Origin of the sequence: Bdellovibrio bacteriovorus str. Tiberius (assembly GCF_000317895.1) — a bacterium.
In the GTDB taxonomy this organism is placed as follows: domain Bacteria; phylum Bdellovibrionota; class Bdellovibrionia; order Bdellovibrionales; family Bdellovibrionaceae; genus Bdellovibrio; species Bdellovibrio bacteriovorus_F.
Genome location: NC_019567.1, coordinates 519,562 through 534,446, shown reverse-complemented (window position 1 = coordinate 534,446; position 14,885 = coordinate 519,562). Strand labels below are relative to the sequence as shown.

Annotated in this window: 16 protein-coding genes; 4 read left to right on the top strand and 12 right to left on the bottom strand. The window is 50.4% G+C overall.

The genetic code is table 11. The features are described from left to right. Window positions 1-27: 27 nt before the first annotated feature. Together BDT_RS02635 and BDT_RS02630 are read left to right on the top strand one after the other, a co-directional pair. Entirely contained in the window at window positions 28-1,266 is a 1,239-nt protein-coding gene (locus BDT_RS02635; protein WP_015089713.1) for a DNA recombination protein RmuC, read from the top strand. Between the two features lie 108 nt (window positions 1,267-1,374). After that, a complete protein-coding gene (locus BDT_RS02630; RefSeq protein ID WP_015089711.1) occupies window positions 1,375-2,325 on the top strand; it encodes a hypothetical protein in 951 nt (316 codons plus the stop codon). Window positions 2,326-2,391: 66 nt separating this feature from the next. On the opposite strand, the gene fliW is transcribed toward BDT_RS02630, so the two are convergent. The 12 genes from fliW to flgF all read right to left on the bottom strand — a co-directional run bounded on the left by fliW (window position 2,392) and on the right by flgF (window position 12,480). Further along, the gene (fliW, locus tag BDT_RS02625) at window positions 2,392-2,919 is read right to left on the bottom strand and encodes a flagellar assembly protein FliW (protein WP_011163118.1); all 528 of its coding nucleotides are present in this window, start codon (window positions 2,917-2,919) and stop codon (window positions 2,392-2,394) included. Window positions 2,920-3,184: 265 nt separating this feature from the next. Further along, the gene (gene csrA, locus BDT_RS02620) at window positions 3,185-3,412 is read right to left on the bottom strand and encodes a carbon storage regulator CsrA (protein ID WP_038451346.1); all 228 of its coding nucleotides are present in this window, start codon (window positions 3,410-3,412) and stop codon (window positions 3,185-3,187) included. Window positions 3,413-3,472: 60 nt separating this feature from the next. Continuing rightward, complete coding sequence (gene flgL, locus BDT_RS02615; RefSeq protein WP_148278676.1) at window positions 3,473-4,558, bottom strand: flagellar hook-associated protein FlgL; 1,086 nt, start codon at window positions 4,556-4,558, stop codon at window positions 3,473-3,475. Between the two features lie 3 nt (window positions 4,559-4,561). Beyond that, entirely contained in the window at window positions 4,562-5,971 is a 1,410-nt protein-coding gene (flgK, locus tag BDT_RS02610) for a flagellar hook-associated protein FlgK (protein ID WP_015089709.1), read from the bottom strand. Window positions 5,972-6,032: 61 nt separating this feature from the next. After that, window positions 6,033-6,554 carry a flagellar protein FlgN gene (locus BDT_RS02605; RefSeq protein WP_158320220.1) on the bottom strand — a complete coding sequence of 174 codons (522 nt, stop codon included), beginning with the start codon at window positions 6,552-6,554 and terminating at the stop codon, window positions 6,033-6,035. A gap of 155 nt (window positions 6,555-6,709) precedes the next feature. Beyond that, complete coding sequence (flgM, locus tag BDT_RS02600) at window positions 6,710-7,039, bottom strand: flagellar biosynthesis anti-sigma factor FlgM (protein WP_011163114.1); 330 nt, start codon at window positions 7,037-7,039, stop codon at window positions 6,710-6,712. Window positions 7,040-7,121: 82 nt separating this feature from the next. Then, entirely contained in the window at window positions 7,122-7,829 is a 708-nt protein-coding gene (locus BDT_RS02595) for a rod-binding protein (protein ID WP_015089707.1), read from the bottom strand. A gap of 309 nt (window positions 7,830-8,138) precedes the next feature. Then, complete coding sequence (locus BDT_RS02585) at window positions 8,139-9,146, bottom strand: flagellar basal body P-ring protein FlgI (RefSeq protein ID WP_015089706.1); 1,008 nt, start codon at window positions 9,144-9,146, stop codon at window positions 8,139-8,141. Next, on the bottom strand, window positions 9,139-9,888 hold the full coding sequence (locus BDT_RS02580; RefSeq protein ID WP_015089705.1) for a flagellar basal body L-ring protein FlgH: 750 nt from the start codon (window positions 9,886-9,888) through the stop codon (window positions 9,139-9,141). The genes BDT_RS02585 and BDT_RS02580 overlap by 8 nt, the downstream gene beginning before the upstream one ends. Continuing rightward, entirely contained in the window at window positions 9,885-10,814 is a 930-nt protein-coding gene (flgA, locus tag BDT_RS02575; RefSeq protein WP_015089704.1) for a flagellar basal body P-ring formation chaperone FlgA, read from the bottom strand. The genes BDT_RS02580 and flgA overlap by 4 nt, the downstream gene beginning before the upstream one ends. A gap of 3 nt (window positions 10,815-10,817) precedes the next feature. Continuing rightward, a complete protein-coding gene (flgG, locus tag BDT_RS02570) occupies window positions 10,818-11,603 on the bottom strand; it encodes a flagellar basal-body rod protein FlgG (protein ID WP_015089703.1) in 786 nt (261 codons plus the stop codon). Between the two features lie 61 nt (window positions 11,604-11,664). Further along, window positions 11,665-12,480 carry a flagellar basal-body rod protein FlgF gene (gene flgF, locus BDT_RS02565; protein ID WP_038451336.1) on the bottom strand — a complete coding sequence of 272 codons (816 nt, stop codon included), beginning with the start codon at window positions 12,478-12,480 and terminating at the stop codon, window positions 11,665-11,667. Window positions 12,481-12,701: 221 nt separating this feature from the next. Here flgF and BDT_RS02560 point away from each other — a divergent pair, with 221 nt between their 5' ends. Both BDT_RS02560 and BDT_RS02555 read left to right on the top strand, forming a co-directional pair. After that, complete coding sequence (locus BDT_RS02560) at window positions 12,702-13,697, top strand: lytic transglycosylase domain-containing protein (RefSeq protein WP_015089701.1); 996 nt, start codon at window positions 12,702-12,704, stop codon at window positions 13,695-13,697. Continuing rightward, complete coding sequence (locus tag BDT_RS02555) at window positions 13,694-14,881, top strand: aspartate kinase (protein WP_015089700.1); 1,188 nt, start codon at window positions 13,694-13,696, stop codon at window positions 14,879-14,881. The genes BDT_RS02560 and BDT_RS02555 overlap by 4 nt, the downstream gene beginning before the upstream one ends. The last annotated feature ends 4 nt before the right edge of the window (window positions 14,882-14,885 follow it).

The following is a 14,885-nucleotide window of genomic DNA, read 5'->3' as shown; positions in this document are numbered from 1 at the left end:
TAAGGGCAAAAGAAGGAGGTTTTCCGAATGAAGGGGGTTTTTATGAATGGCATGACTTTGATGGCTTTTGCTGCCGGCGCGGTGATTTCCGGACTGCTGGTGTATTTCAAGCTGAAAGCGCAGTTTGCCTCTGAAAAATCCCAACTGGAAGCCGACCTGTCCACGGCCCAGATGAAAGCTGATCTTCTTTCACAAAGCCTGTCAGAACAAAAAAGCCTGATGGTGGACGCCCGTAAACAACAGGAAGAGCTTTCCCAGCGCATGAACACCCAGTTTGAGGTGATGGCGCAAAAGATCTTTGAAGAAAAGTCCGCCAAATTCACCGACCAGAATCACAAAAACATCTCTTCTGTGCTGGAGCCGCTGAAAGAACGCATCAAGGACTTCGAAAAGAAAGTGGAAGAAACTTATTCCACCGAACGTTCCGAGCGCGGCGTTTTGCGTGGCGAGCTGACGAAGCTGATGGAACTGAACAAAGTCATGTCCGCTGAAACCCAGAATCTGACAAAAGCCCTTAAGGGCGAAGTGAAAACCCAGGGCAACTGGGGCGAGCTGATTCTGGAAAACATTCTGGAAAGATCCGGCCTGCGCAAAGGTGAAGAATACGTGATCCAGGGCACTGACATGGATCTGCGTGGCGAAGACGGTCAGATCCTGCGCCCGGATGTGATCGTGAACCTGCCGGATGAAAAACATCTGATCGTCGATTCCAAAATGACGTTGATCGCTTACGAGCAGTATTCTTCCGCCGAAACCGCTGAAGAACAGGAACGTCTGGGAAAACTGCACATTGAATCCCTGAAAAAACACATCGACGGTCTTTCTGAAAAGAAATACCACGCGGCTGACAAACTGATTTCCCCGGACTTTGTGATTCTGTTCATGCCTTTGGAGCCGGCATTTGCTTTGGCCTTCAAGCTGAAGCCTGAAATCTTCCAGTACGCGTGGGAAAGAAACATCGCCATCGTCAGCCCGACGACTTTGCTGGCGACCCTAAGAACTGTGGCAGCTTTGTGGAAACAGGATCGTCAGGAAAAGAACGCTTTGGAAATCGCCAAACGCGGTGGACTGCTTTATGAAAAATTCGCAGGTCTGCTGAAGGACCTTCAGCACTTGGGCGAAAAACTGGGCGCCGCCCAGAAAGCCCATGAAGATGTTTTGAAGAAAGTTTCTGAAGGACGCGGCAATCTGATCGATCAGGTCGAAGACCTGAAACGCCTGGGTGCCAAGACTGAAAAATCCCTGCCCCAGCTGGAACAGGCCTAAAGGCCGCGGGCTCTGTGTTCGCGCAAAGCCCCCACTTGTTCCACCGCAAATATCACTGCATTTGATTGAGCCTGATCCCCTGGAAACTTAGCCTGTTCAAGGGGCCTCATGACACGAAAGAACTTTTTCCTGCTGGGTCTGGCCGTGATTATCGGCGCATCCATCTGGCTCTATTTTTCCTATAAGGGAATTAAAACCACCCAAGATGCCTTGGTTGAACAAGCCGAGCTGACCCGGGCCCGTCGTCCCGCCTCGATCCCCGTTGTTGTGTCCCCCCCGCCTGAAAACCGCACTGTCACCGCAACCAAGGCCCGTCTGCAGCAAGAAGCTCTGACCCTGCAGCAGCAGCTGATAGAAGCCAACGCAAGCCTGCAGCAATCCCAGCAGTCGCTGGAAAGCCTGCGGGCACGACAGCAGGAAGAAAGCCAGGCCCCGACTGCTGACACCTTTTCCTCGGAACTTCAAAGCAGCAGTCTGGAACTGCAAAACTTCGTCAGCGAGTTAAATTCCTATGACCGCCTGGCCGAAGACATCAACCGCCGGGCCGATAAAGCCCTGCGCCTGCAAAGCAGTCAGGCCCAGGTGGCGCGCAATCAGATTGATGAAAACATTCGCTCGCAAGAAAACTACATTCGCCAGACTCAGGATGAAATCATCTATTGGCAGCAGAACACCAACGACCTGACGGCACGACAGGCACGTCTGGATGACCTGAATAATCTGCTGTTGCAACAACAGCAGCAGATGGAACTTATGCAAAACGAAAAGCTGCTGCTTTCCTCGCAAGCTCTGCAAGGCCCACAAAGCGTGCAGCAAGCCCGCGAACAGGCCCTGTCGGATCTGAATCAGGACCGCAGCAACCTGCAGGAAGAAATCGCCATCCGCCGTTCCCAGATCCAGTCCCTGCAAGAGAACATCTATGAAACCACCACCAACGACTTTTCCCTGCGCCGCCAGTTGCTGCAAACCCAGCGTGCCGTCGAACAACAGCGACAGCAGATCCGTCGCCTGGAATCCTCTTTGATTGAAAAAAACGCCGAACTCAGCGCTTTGGAATAGATGACTTGCGCACAAATAAAAAAAGGAGCCCTTGGGGCTCCTTTTCATTTTCTGAATCTTTAAAGATTAAAGTTCAGCGTCGCGAACAACATGCAGCTTGGTCGCCACATCAATCCCGGTGGATTGATTTTTGATTGCGACAGCCGGATTCTGCACCACACGCTGTTGCAGCTTGGTGAAGATAGGCTCGCGGATAGCCAGGTTGTTATCCTGAAGAACACACTGACGAGCCGTACGGGCTTCAATGTTCACAACGACTGGAGCTTTCAGGTTCGCAGTCATCAAAGTAGGATCATCCGGAATAGTCACGATAGAGAAGTAGCGAGCTTTGTCCTGAGCCGTCAGTTTCAAAGCTTCCATATCACCTTTGGTCAGGGTTGCTTTGTACTGAGGAGCAAACAATTCAGGCTCAAGTACCGGGAATGCAATTGCAGGGGCTTCACAGCTTTGCAACCACGCGAAGATTTCATCATTCGGATCGTCAAGAAGGACGAACTTGCGCAAATCAGCGAAGCCCAACAGGCCTTCGGTGAAAGTCAGAACATCTTCTTGTTTCAGCTCAACTTGGCCGAATCTCGATGTTGAAATGATCATTCATCCTCCCAAAAGGTACTCAGGATTCACCCTTATTTTAGACACACCAAGGCGCTATGATGGTGAATACATCTATAAATCTGGACCTAAATCTAGGGAGACTCAATTAAAATCTAGTAGACGTGACTGGGCGCTTCAGGCTGACAGCGGCCACTGCAAAGAGAAAGACGTCCCTACCGAGGACAAAACACCCACGTCGTTAGAAACGAAAAAAGGCCCGGCATCTCTGCCACAGGCCTTTTTGCTCACAAGTATTAAAAACCTACTATGGTTTCAACAACTTAGCGATATTGCGTGTTTTATCGGCATCTGTGGTAGCAGATTGCTGATTCTGGTCCTGGATCGCAACGTAAACTTCTTCACGGTGGATTTTGGTATCTTTGGGCGCTTCGATGCCTAGACGGACCTGTTTACCTTTAATTTGAACTACTCTGATTTTGATGTGGTCATCGATAGCGATGCTTTCACCCAACTTCCGTGTGAGAACCAGCATGACAACTCCTTTTGCTGCAGTCGTTATCGGTAGTTTTAAGCGGAACTGTAGGTATTATTTTTATCTTAGAAAGTCAAGAAGGCTTGGCTGAATAAGCTTACCGGACGTTTCGAGAGTCGCTTTGAGGGTGCTATCGGTCTTATTGATGTCGGAAATAACCTGGAAAGCATCGGCATCTTCCAGCTGGGAAGCCGTTACTTTATTGTCCACCACGGCCTTTTGCAGGGAATCGTTGGTGCTATTGACGGCCATAATTCTGGACCCAACTTCGGAACGAGCCAAAACCACCTGGGAAATAGCCTGATCCAGGGTATCCAAAGCCTCCTGAACCCCCGATTTATCGTTGGTTTTCAGGGAAATCTCCAGATTCTTAAGCGTCGAGAACAAATTCACGCCCACAGAGCCCGTCACCGGATCCTGCCTGTCAGCGCGGCTTTGGCGGCCCGACTCTGACGCAGGACCACGTGTTGTCAGGAAGTTGGAGTCCACTTCCTCATTGATCTGTTGACGCTCGATTTCCTGATTTTGGAAGTCCTTCAGGGACTCTACATCCGTAGGAGTCTCGTACTGGGCACGAACAATCCCGTCCCCGCCCAAACCACGGCCCAAGAACACTTTGCTGCCCGGAAGGTTCATCGCCACGAAGGAATCCTTCTGGGTCTGAATCTTCATGTCCGAGTCGTTACCAAAGTACTCGCCGGTCTGATTGAATGGCGTATTCTGGGTCTTCTGACCCCCGAAGATATATCTTTCACCCAGCTTGCGGTTACCGATCTGGATGGACTGATTGTAGATCTGCTCGATCTCGCTGGCAGTGACCATTCGGCTTTCTTCGTTACCGCTGGCATCATTCGACTGGCTGACTGCCAGTTCTTTTGCGCGCACCAGGATCTCGGTCAGTTCGCTCAGGGACTGATCCGAAAACTCCAGGAAGCTTCGGGCGTTATTGATGTTTTTAATGAACTGAGTGTTGCCGCGTTCTTCGGTTCGCGCCGTCAGAACACGCGCCGAAGCCAAAGGGTCATCCGACGGCTTGTTGATACGCTTTTGAGTCGCAGCCTGATTCTGCAAATCAGCCATCTCTGACCGGTTCTTGGTCAGATTCTGGTTTACCTGATTGAAAGACATCTTATCCGCGATTCTCACTCATCACATCCGTTTTAGATTCAGTACTGTATCAAACATTTCGTCGGCGGTTTTGATCAAACGCGCAGACGCATCGTAAGTCTTTTGGAATTCGATCATCTTCGTGGTTTCTTCATCAAGGCTGACGCCACTAATGCTTTCACGAATATTGGTCAGCTGGGAAATCACATTCTTCTGTGACTCCTGAGCTTTCACCGCACGCTGGGCCACCGCACCGATCTGCCCCACCTGCGTGCTGTAGTAATCATCCAATGTGGAGGTGCCACCATCCATCACCTGACGATATTGCAAAGCCGAGATCACATTGGCCACGGTGTTGTCACCGGCAGCACCCGGCTGGGCTCCAGTCGCGATTCTTCCCACATCGTTAAAGACAGTCTTATTCAGACCGATAACCGATGCGGCGCCTTTTACCTGATCAGGCATATCAAAGAACAAAACACCATTGCGGCCGCTTTTATCAAACCCCTCGATATGAGCGGTATTGACCTCTTTAGCCAAAGTGTAGGCCATGTTATCAACATGCCCCAAAAGATCCTCGATCACCTTGTCACGCACATCCAGGGCACCACCAATGCGGCCCCCGGTGATTTGTTCGGTGATGTTCGCAGATGTGGAACTGCTGCCTTCAAAGAAGACTTCCACACGGTCACGGGCATCCGTCTGACGGGCTTTCAATTCAGAAGAACCGATACCGGAAACCAGAATCGCCGTGCGACCCGCAGTCACCGTCACCATGCCGTCTCTGCCTTCAGCCCAGGAAATGTCGATTTTTTCACCCAGTTTTTTCAACAAAAGATCACGGCGGTCACGCTCGTCATTGGCAGGGGTTCCCTGCACCTCAACCATCTGAACCTTTTCGTTCAGGGAGGCGATCTCTTTGGACAACTGGTTGACCTCTTCGACGGTCGTTTTGATCTGACCATCAAGGTCTTCCTGAACCGCCTTCAACTGACCCACCACGCGACCGAAATCTTTGGTCAGCGCCACAGAGGATTCACGCACCATCGTACGGGAAGCCAAACTTTCAGGGTTGTTGGAAAGTTCACGGAAAGAGTTGAAGAAATCAGTCATGTACTGATTCAAACCCTTGTTGTTTTGTTCATTGTAAATCTGCTCAACACGACCCAGAGCATCCGCACGGGAGTCCTGGAAGCCCATGCTCATGCCTTCGCGCTGGATTTGCTTTTCAAGCCATGGATTGTTGACGCGGGTAACGACCCCTGCCCGGGCACCCATCCCGATCTGAAGATTTCCTTCAGTGATAGGCGTGTTCGTCTGAAGCTCCACTCTTTGACGAGAGAAACCTTCAGTCGATTTATTGGCGATGTTATGACCGACCGTTTGCAACGCCGTCTGAGAGTTCATCAGAGAGCGTTTGCCCGTATCCATCATAGCCGAGATTTTAGACATCCTATCCTCATCTCCGGTGGTTTCCGTTTATCCGCCTTCGGGGCTCCGCCCCTTCGGCGGACTACGCTTCTTTCGAAACGAAGTTGCCTGCGACTTGTGGGCCTTGTTTTACCTGGCCTTTGCCTCCGTAAGTTTTCTTGCCGGAAAGCGTGTCTTTGATATTATTCAAAGCGCCGTTCAATGTCGACAGAGCAGACTTTGTGTATTCTTCGTTGTCTTTGTTAATTTCAGTGATGCGTTTGATCAGAATATCCAGCGCCGCGTGCTGCGTGCGCAGACGGTCGGCAGCCGGAGTGCCTGCAAGTTTTTGTGCAAGCTCCAGCAAACGTGGATTTTCAACATCTGCACCCACCAGGGTCGCCAGTTCCATCGCATAGCGGGAACGCAGGGAATCCTGAGCGCGCAGCTTGAACAGCAACTCTTCTTTCAGTTTGTTGCTTTCATCCAATGCTTCACGATCCGCCTTCAAAAGAATTTCTTTTTCTTTGCGAACGATATCCAGCAGTGAACGGTAGATTTTGGTAAGTTCTTCGAGATTTGATTCTAACTTGTGAAACGCTCTTTCGATTGTTGCATCCATCATCTTCATCATCCTTGATGCCGCCGTGGGCGGTTAAGATTTATGTTCTGGCAGCTTTTTTACTCCGGCTTTGCCGGAGCGGAGCTGCTTCAGCTTCAGGCCCTACCGGGCCTTCAACTCTGCCCGCTGAGGCGGAGCCCTGCCCGCTGGGGCGGCGACTAAAATTCCAAATGTTCGTCGACCATTTTGTCGGCGATGGCTTTGGCGTCAACTTTGTATTTGCCTTCGTCGATCAGTGCACGGAATTTTGCAACTTTAGCTTCATCAACATCCGGAGTTGCCAAGGCAAGTTCCTTGATGCGTTTTGCTTCTTGTGCACGAGGAGAAAGTTCCACACGTGAAGATTCGCCAAGATTGGAGGAAGTCAGAACGTCAGCTTTCGCCGCGCCGATATTATCCGCTTTGCCTTTGATACCAGCGGCGTTGTCAGCTCTGGAAGAATCAGTAAGATTCAAATTTTGACCGACTTTATTGTGCGTGATCTTCATCGAGATCCTCCTCCGTCGAAAGAGTGTAAAAACACACTCTTCTGTTCATTCAATAGTATCACAATGGGACAATTACACCAAATCATTCTGAGACAGTTTCTGGTCTAGGTTCACTCTGTGGTTCGATGGTCCAGTAGAGTGATTTCGCCTCTGGACTTAAAAAGCCAAGGGTGTCGCCAGCTTGCAGTTTTTCCCCTGTCGAAACTTTTGACAGTCCGCCTTTGAAAACCATCTGGCTCTTTAGACCATTGTCGTGACCGATCTCGACCAGGGTCTGGTCATCAGCCAGACTGCGTTTGCCAAGAAGCACTCCGTCCCAAGGGGCCTTCACCTCGGAAGCCGCTCCAGGGGCTGATTCAGTGTCGATACGGTAAGACAGGGCCTGCTTCTTTCCTGGATGCTGGAATGGCTTCAAAGCCAGGTTGCTTTTTTCATCCATAGCCAAAGGTCCTACAGGCTTTGTGACAGGTGCACGGACACCCATGGCCACACCGAATTTATTCATCAGCTGATCATAGATCATGTTGGACAAACCGATACCACCGCGTTCGCCCCACTTTTCAACATACTGGTCGTCCAATTGTTCACGGAAAATTTTTTCAGCCTGATTGGACTGAATGAAGCCGCCTTCTTTGACGGTGGAACGCATGGCTTTCATCATCTCCCGCAGGAAATGTTTTTCGTACATGTCAGAAACTTCGCGCAGCTTCTGCTCAGGCGCCTTTTGTTCAGGCCGCCCCATCATACGATTGCCAATGGGTTTAAAACCGCCGGATCCCACATCGCTCATTGCGAGACTCCTAGATCAAAAAAGAAAAAGGTACGGATGTACCTTTTTTGAAAGAGAAAAAAAGGGGAGTTAGAGTCGGAGAATCATGTGCATCCTGCACTCGATTCTGAGAGTGTAGCTTCGGCTCGTGTTGATCACTCCGTGATCTCTGCTGACCTATTGCTCCTGTTTCCTGCGAGAAACTTTTGACTCTTGACCTTCCATGGTTCGCGATCTCTTTCTCACCCTCCCCGCGTTTCAAACACGTCCATGTGTCTGAAACTATAACTTTGATTGTATTAAATGCTGTGTCATTCTGAAACAGAAATCTCATAAAACTTCGAGTTCCCCGTGCAAAGCTCCAGCTGATTTTATGGACTGAAGTATTGTAATCAGGTCCTTAGGCGAGACTCCCAGCTTGTTAAGTGCCTGGACCAGTTCACCGACGCTGACACCACTGTCGAGAACCGCCACTTTTTCTTCCGCACCTTTTTTGCCATCGCCCACTTTCACTGACAGTGCTCCGTGTGAGATAGCAACGCGTGAGATCTTCACTTTGTCACCGATAACAATCGTTCCTGTTTTTTCATTCACAACAACACGGGCTTTCATGTCGGGATTGATCTCAATGGATTCAATCGTCGCCAGAAGCTCCACACCGCGATTTTCATAAGCAAACGGTGTGATGATATCAATCGTGCCGGAATCCTTTGCCGAAGCATAGTGACCACCCAGCTCTTTATTGATCGTCAGAATAGAGCGCGCCGCTGTGGTGAAATCCGGATTGATCAACGTCAGACGGTACATTTTTCTGGAGGAAAAATCCGCTGTCATATCACGCTCAATCGTTGCACCATTCGGGATACGGCCCGCAGTGGTGTGCGAATCTTTGCCATCGCCACCGATCACGATACTTCCCTGAGCCACCGCAAACACCTGTTCATTGGCAGCACGCAGAGGCGTCTGCAACAATGTGCCCCCCTGCAAGGAAGACGCCTCACCGATCGCACTGACTGTGATGTCGATCGGGTTGCCCGCTTTGCCGAACGCCGGCATGGTCGCTGTCACGATCACCGCCGCCACGTTTTTGCTTGAGAAATCCACGTTGTCCAGTTTCATTCCCAGCTTGTCCAGCATGCGCACCATGCTCTTGCTCATAAATTCATTCTTACCGTCGCCGGTGCCTTTAAGGCCGACCACGATACCGTAACCAATCAACTGATTTTCACGCACGCCACGAATGCTGGCGATGTCCTTCAGGCGAGCGGCATTGGCTGACTCGATCAAAGAGAAAAACAAGACAGCGGAAAGAATCAGAAAGTTTGTGATTTTATTCATTGCTCTTTGTCTTTCTTAAAGAAACCACATCGTACTGTGGATCCAGAAGTTTATCCGAGTTGATGCCCGCATCATTAAAATCCTCCGGACGGATCAAACCCGTCACGATGACTTTGTATTCACGCTTGCCGATCATGAACGGCTGCTGACCTTTGATGCGATAGTTGCCATCGGCCATTTTTTCAACGATACGGGTTGGGATGTTCGCCACATCGGCGGCCCCGTCATCCTTTTCTTCCACCTTCGCAGGTTCCGGCTTTTTGGCTTCAACTGACGCCGGAGCACGGGATGCCTCATCCCCATTTTGCGCCAAAGAGTTGTTTAGCTGCTGTTGCTGCTGCTCTTCAAGCTGCTTCAAAAGTTTTTTGATCACAGACACCTTGGTGTCGACCTGTTTTTTGGCCGGGCCATCCAAAGTCACATTCAACAGGTCACCTTCTTTGCGCATTTTATTTTGCGCAAACAGATAAGCCCCCTGGCCTTCCATCACCCATGTGGAACCGGCATTGGCGCCCAGGTCGGATTCTTCTTCCATGCGGTTTTTCGTCATGCGTTTGTACTGACGATCCGTCGGCACACCCATGTTCTGGTTGTCAGAATATCTTGGCGCCGTGTTGATATCCTTCAGCGCCGGTGCCTCTTTCGGGCCGTCCAAAGACGCCATGAAATCCTGCATGGTTGCGCAACCTGCAGTGAACACCATCAAAACCAAAACTGAGAAAGAAGAAATCATCTTCATCATTGCAACTTCACCACACCTTTTTCAGTGACCAGACCGGACAGAACTTTTTGGGTTTCCAGATTTTTTACCTTGATAAGATCCCCAACAAAGCCACTGTCCTCCGCCATCATGTTGACGGAGATCTCGAAACTGTCATCGCCAAGCAAAGCTTTAACGATCTGTCCCTTCTTAGCTGCCGGTTCACGTTTGAGATCAGAAGCCCATACGGTGCTTCCAACGGGAAGTGAGCGAGCTGCCATCTGACCCTGGATATCCTCCATGCGCAAACTGCCATCCTTGGCAAAAGTCACGTCCGTCATGGACATGCGCAGGTCATCTGCTTGAACTCTCTCTCCTTGTAAGATCAAACGGGTCGTTACAGGGGTTAATTTTGAAACGCGAATTGTGCCGGAAATCCATTTGATCTGGCGCTGATCGCCATCGCGAAGTGGCAGTAAAAAGCCGCCCTTGGCGGAAAGCTGAGTGAAATCAAGATCCCACAGCTTTGACGCCGGACGTGGCGTGCTTTGGATGCTGATCTGATATTCACACTCATTGCAGCGCGCTTTTAGAATATTATGAACTTTTCTCTCAACTTCCTGGCGCGACACCGGCGTGGCAGCAAAAGTCACCTGCACCTGGGAAGGCACCTTGAATTGAGGATTCAGACGACGCAGATTTTCCTGACTGTTCAATGCCGCACGCATCTTCACCAGAATTTCGCTGGAATTCAAATGCTGGCTTAACAACAATTCCCGGCAGTCCTCGCGCAGAACCACAGCATCCAGAGCATTCACCAGCTCTTCGGTGCCGCCCGTGACGGTCGCAATGTCACCCAGACGCAAAAGCTCACGCTGAGAAATCTCCACACTGGAAGGAATAGAGATCTCAGGCCTTGCGAAGGCCTGAAGACTTACCAGAAATGCGAGCAAGAAAATCTTCTTCATCAATTATCTCAGATTGTTAATGGCTTGAAGCATCTGATCGGACGCCTGCATCACTTTGGAGTTGGTTTCCATCGCACGCTGGGCAGTGATCATATTGACCATCTCATCCACAATGTTCACGTTGCTGGATTCCAGCTGCCCTTGTGCAAGATAGCCTGTGCCATTCAGACCCGGACGGGAGGCAATCGCCTGACCGCTGGACGGAGTCTGCGTGAACAGATTCTTACCCATGGCTTTCAAGCCCGCCGGATTCACAAAGTTCACCACATCAATTTGACCAATCGTCTGAGGTACATCATTCAGACCCGTGATCACACGCACTTCGCCTGTGGGTGCCACCTCGATACCGGAAACGTTGGCCGGCACGGTGATTTCCGGCTGCAGGGCATTTCCGTTTTTGTCGACCAAACGTCCGTTAGGATCTTTTTTGAAGGCGCCGTCACGGGTATAGGCTGTTTCACCATCCGCCGTCAGCACCTGGAAGAAACCGGAACCTTCAATTTGCAGATCCAGAGGATTCTTGGTGATCTGCGCCTGGCCGCCGGCAAAATCCTTTTGCACGCCCGCCGTACGCACACCCAAACCGACCTGAACCCCATTCGGGGAATAAGCATTCAAACCCGAAGCCGTCCCTGGCTCCTTTTGGGTCTGGTACATGAGGTCTTCAAACTCAGCGCGGGATCTTTTAAAGCCAGCCGTCGAAACGTTGGCGATATTATTGGCGATAACATCCATGTTGGTCTGTTGTGCCGCCATCCCTGTAGCTGCTGTGTTCAAACTCTTAAGCATTCACGAATCCTTCCGTTGGCTTAATAAAAAATTTCAAAAACCGGCTGCAAATCCTAAGCAGCTAATTTGTTTTTCCCACCACATTGATCATTTTGTCGGCCATCTGATCGTAAGCACTGATGGCCTTTTGTGTGCTTTCAAAGACACGATTGGTGGAAATCATGTCTGTCATCTCCTGAACGATGTTGACGTTCGAAGTTTCCAGGAACCCCTGTTTCAAACTTGGGTTTGCAATATTCTGCATGTCTGGAGCGATATTGGGTTTGAATGTATAAAGAGAGCTGCCGGTCTTTTGCAGTGAATCGGGATTGTTTACGTTCACCAATGACAGTTTGCCCAGATTTTCAGTGCCTTCGTACACATCGCCATTATCGGCGATAGCCACAGCACCATTGCCCGTGAAACGAATCACCCGGCCGGCAGGATCGGAACCGGCTTCACCCTGACGAAGAACAGGATAACCTTCTTTGGTAACCAGCTGTCCGTTGCCATCCAATGTAAAATTACCGGAACGAGTCAGCTTCACGCCGCCCGGAGTGGCGATTTCAAAGAAACCTTTGCCATCAATAGCCACATCCAGACTGTTGCCTGTCGGTTTCAAACCACCTTGAGAAAAGTCAGTGAAAGTACCTTTGGTGTCGACATACGACTTGTCGCCGCCTTGCATGTTATAGAAGCTTTCAATCGCCGCCACATCGCGCGGGATCTGCGTGGTCTCTGGCATCTTTTCGTTGGCCGTCAGATATTCCTGGAAGAGCTGCTGGTCACGTTTGAACGCAGGTGTGTTCACGTTCGCCAAATTATTGGCGATTGTATCCAGCTTTGTACTTTGAGCCATCGCCCCACTGAGTGCTGTGTAGACCCCTTTTATCGCCATGAAAACCCCTCCACAGTGTTGAGCAGCAAGGCGTGTGCCATCTTTTGACAGGACGGATCTTGGTCTGGGAAAAAGGTTCCAAGCCAGACCTTTGTTCAGGAAAAAAAATCTGGGCTCAAGTTTTTTTCGATTTGGCCGCTGCATTGACCTTCGTCGATGGTGCCAGGGAATTGTCAGATCTTTGTCGACAGTGTCAAAGAATCGGCTTCATAATTGATTCTATGAGTACGTGGGTTGCACTTCTTTTTATTGGCATCATTCAACTGAGCACTGGAGCTGGCGCGGCTTCTGTGGCATCAGCAACCCCGGCTACCGCAGCGACCACGGCATCCCCTGCTCCAGTGAATCAGGCGCTCAGCCTGAAAGAAAAATTAAAAGCCCTCACAGCCAAGTCCACACACGTTCAATCCGACAATCTGATCTTTGATCTTCCCGTCACCTACAACAAAAAAGTCAGTCAGTGGGTGGCTTACTTCCAGGGAAGCGGCAACAAGTGGTTCCGGACCTGGATGCAGCGCTCGTACAAGTACATGCCCTTCATTCAGGAAGAACTGAAACGTGCGGGTCTGCCATCGGATCTTGCTTATATGGTGATGATCGAAAGCGGCTTTGCCCCGAACGCCATCAGTACGGCTGATGCTGTGGGCCCATGGCAGTTTATCGAATCCACGGGAACCCGATATGGCCTGAGCAAAAGCTGGTGGTTGGATGAGCGCCGTGATTTGAAGAAATCCACCCTGGCAGCCATTCGCTATCTGAAGGATCTGCATTCAGAATTTGGTTCCTGGTATCTGGTGGCGGCAAGCTACAACATGGGTGAAAATGGTCTGCGCCGTCGCATCAAAAAATACGGCACCAAAGATTACTGGGCACTCATCAAATTGGATGCTCTTCCTCAAGAAACCCAGGACTACGTTCCCAAGATCCTGGCAGCCATGCTGATTGCCAAAGCGCCGAACCTATATGGTTTCCGCGATCTGGAAAAAATGGACCCATTGGAATATGACGTCGTCCTTGTGCCTGGTGGCACCGACCTGGAGCCTTTGGCGGATCATTTGGGAGTCACCAGAAAAGCATTAAAAGATTTGAACGCCGAGCTGTATCTGGGATACATTCCTCGTCAGATTGAGAAACACTTCATTCGCGTTCCGAAAGGAGCTGGAAGAATGGTTTCCACTTACGTCTATCAGCACTCTCGGAAAGTTGCTTTGGAATGAAACCTCTGATTGTTCAGAAATACGGCGGCGCCACTTTAGCGGATCCTGAAAAGATCAAATCTGTTTCTTCCCGCATTGCCGCCCAGTCGAAAGAAAACTCTCTGATCGTGGTGGTCAGTGCCATGGGCAAAACCACCAATTCCCTGATCGATCTTGCCAACCAGGTTTCTGGTCATCCTCAACGCCGTGAAATGGACATGCTGCTGACCGTAGGAGAGCGCATCAGTATGTCCCTTGTCAGCATGGCCTTGAATGATCTGGGTTGTCCCGCGATCAGCTTCACCGGAAGCCAGGCCGGAATTTTCACGGATGATTCTCACGTCAATGCGTTCATCAAAGACGTCAAACCCATGCGCCTGGATGAGGCTTTGAAAAACAACCGCGTGGTGATTCTGGCAGGTTTCCAGGGCGTGTCCCCGGTCACCAAAGAAATCACCACCCTGGGACGTGGCGGTTCTGACACCTCGGCTGTTGCCATGGCGGCGGCCTTCAATGCCGAACGCTGCGAGATTCTGAAAGACGTTCCGGCGGTCTTCACTGCCGATCCGAACATCGTGAAATCCGCACGCCCTTTAAGTGAACTTAATTACGACCAATTGATGGAGATGACGTTCTGGGGCGCCAAAGTTCTGCACTATCGCTCGGTGGAACTTGCGAAAATGCGTGATGTGACCCTTTACATCGGCCCGGCCTCCAGCAAAACCTCTGACGGAACCATCGTCAAAAAAGGATTGAATATGTTTGAATCCTGCAAAGCTCTTTCTTTGAACTCTCACGAACTGGTTCTGGGCATTCACTGCCGCGAAAAGAATCCAGCCAAAGCCCTTCAGGGTCTGCAAAACTTGTTGGATAAAAACCAGATTGCCTTCCCACAACTGCTCAGCTGCGAAACCAGTCTGGATAAAACCGAAATCTTTTTGACTGGCCCGCAAGAGATCATGTTTGCCGTGAAAAAAGAGCTGGAAAAGCATACAGACTTCACCCTGCTGCCAACAGATTATTCCACAGTCACTCTGACTTGCACGGGTGCGACTTCTCCGGAAATGACCCAGAAGGTTCTGGACACTTTGACCGGCAAGAATCTGGAAACACAAAAGATTCTGATCAGCGCCATGAGCCTGACCGTTCTTGTTGAGGCACCCCTGCGCAAGCAGGTTATCGAGTGCCTTCATCCATTGATTTAATTAT

Coding starts and splice junctions, on each gene's coding strand:
- BDT_RS02635 (WP_015089713.1), top strand. CDS start 28: ATGAAGGGGGTTTTTATGAATGGCATGACTTTGATGGCTTTTGCTGCC.
- BDT_RS02630 (WP_015089711.1), top strand. CDS start 1,375: ATGACACGAAAGAACTTTTTCCTGCTGGGTCTGGCCGTGATTATCGGC.
- fliW (WP_011163118.1), bottom strand. CDS start 2,919: ATGATCATTTCAACATCGAGATTCGGCCAAGTTGAGCTGAAACAAGAA.
- csrA (WP_038451346.1), bottom strand. CDS start 3,412: ATGCTGGTTCTCACACGGAAGTTGGGTGAAAGCATCGCTATCGATGAC.
- flgK (WP_015089709.1), bottom strand. CDS start 5,971: ATGTCTAAAATCTCGGCTATGATGGATACGGGCAAACGCTCTCTGATG.
- BDT_RS02605 (WP_158320220.1), bottom strand. CDS start 6,554: ATGATGGATGCAACAATCGAAAGAGCGTTTCACAAGTTAGAATCAAAT.
- flgM (WP_011163114.1), bottom strand. CDS start 7,039: ATGAAGATCACGCACAATAAAGTCGGTCAAAATTTGAATCTTACTGAT.
- BDT_RS02595 (WP_015089707.1), bottom strand. CDS start 7,829: ATGAGCGATGTGGGATCCGGCGGTTTTAAACCCATTGGCAATCGTATG.
- BDT_RS02585 (WP_015089706.1), bottom strand. CDS start 9,146: ATGAATAAAATCACAAACTTTCTGATTCTTTCCGCTGTCTTGTTTTTC.
- BDT_RS02580 (WP_015089705.1), bottom strand. CDS start 9,888: ATGATGAAGATGATTTCTTCTTTCTCAGTTTTGGTTTTGATGGTGTTC.
- flgA (WP_015089704.1), bottom strand. CDS start 10,814: ATGAAGAAGATTTTCTTGCTCGCATTTCTGGTAAGTCTTCAGGCCTTC.
- flgG (WP_015089703.1), bottom strand. CDS start 11,603: ATGCTTAAGAGTTTGAACACAGCAGCTACAGGGATGGCGGCACAACAG.
- flgF (WP_038451336.1), bottom strand. CDS start 12,480: ATGGCGATAAAAGGGGTCTACACAGCACTCAGTGGGGCGATGGCTCAA.
- BDT_RS02560 (WP_015089701.1), top strand. CDS start 12,702: ATGAGTACGTGGGTTGCACTTCTTTTTATTGGCATCATTCAACTGAGC.
- BDT_RS02555 (WP_015089700.1), top strand. CDS start 13,694: ATGAAACCTCTGATTGTTCAGAAATACGGCGGCGCCACTTTAGCGGAT.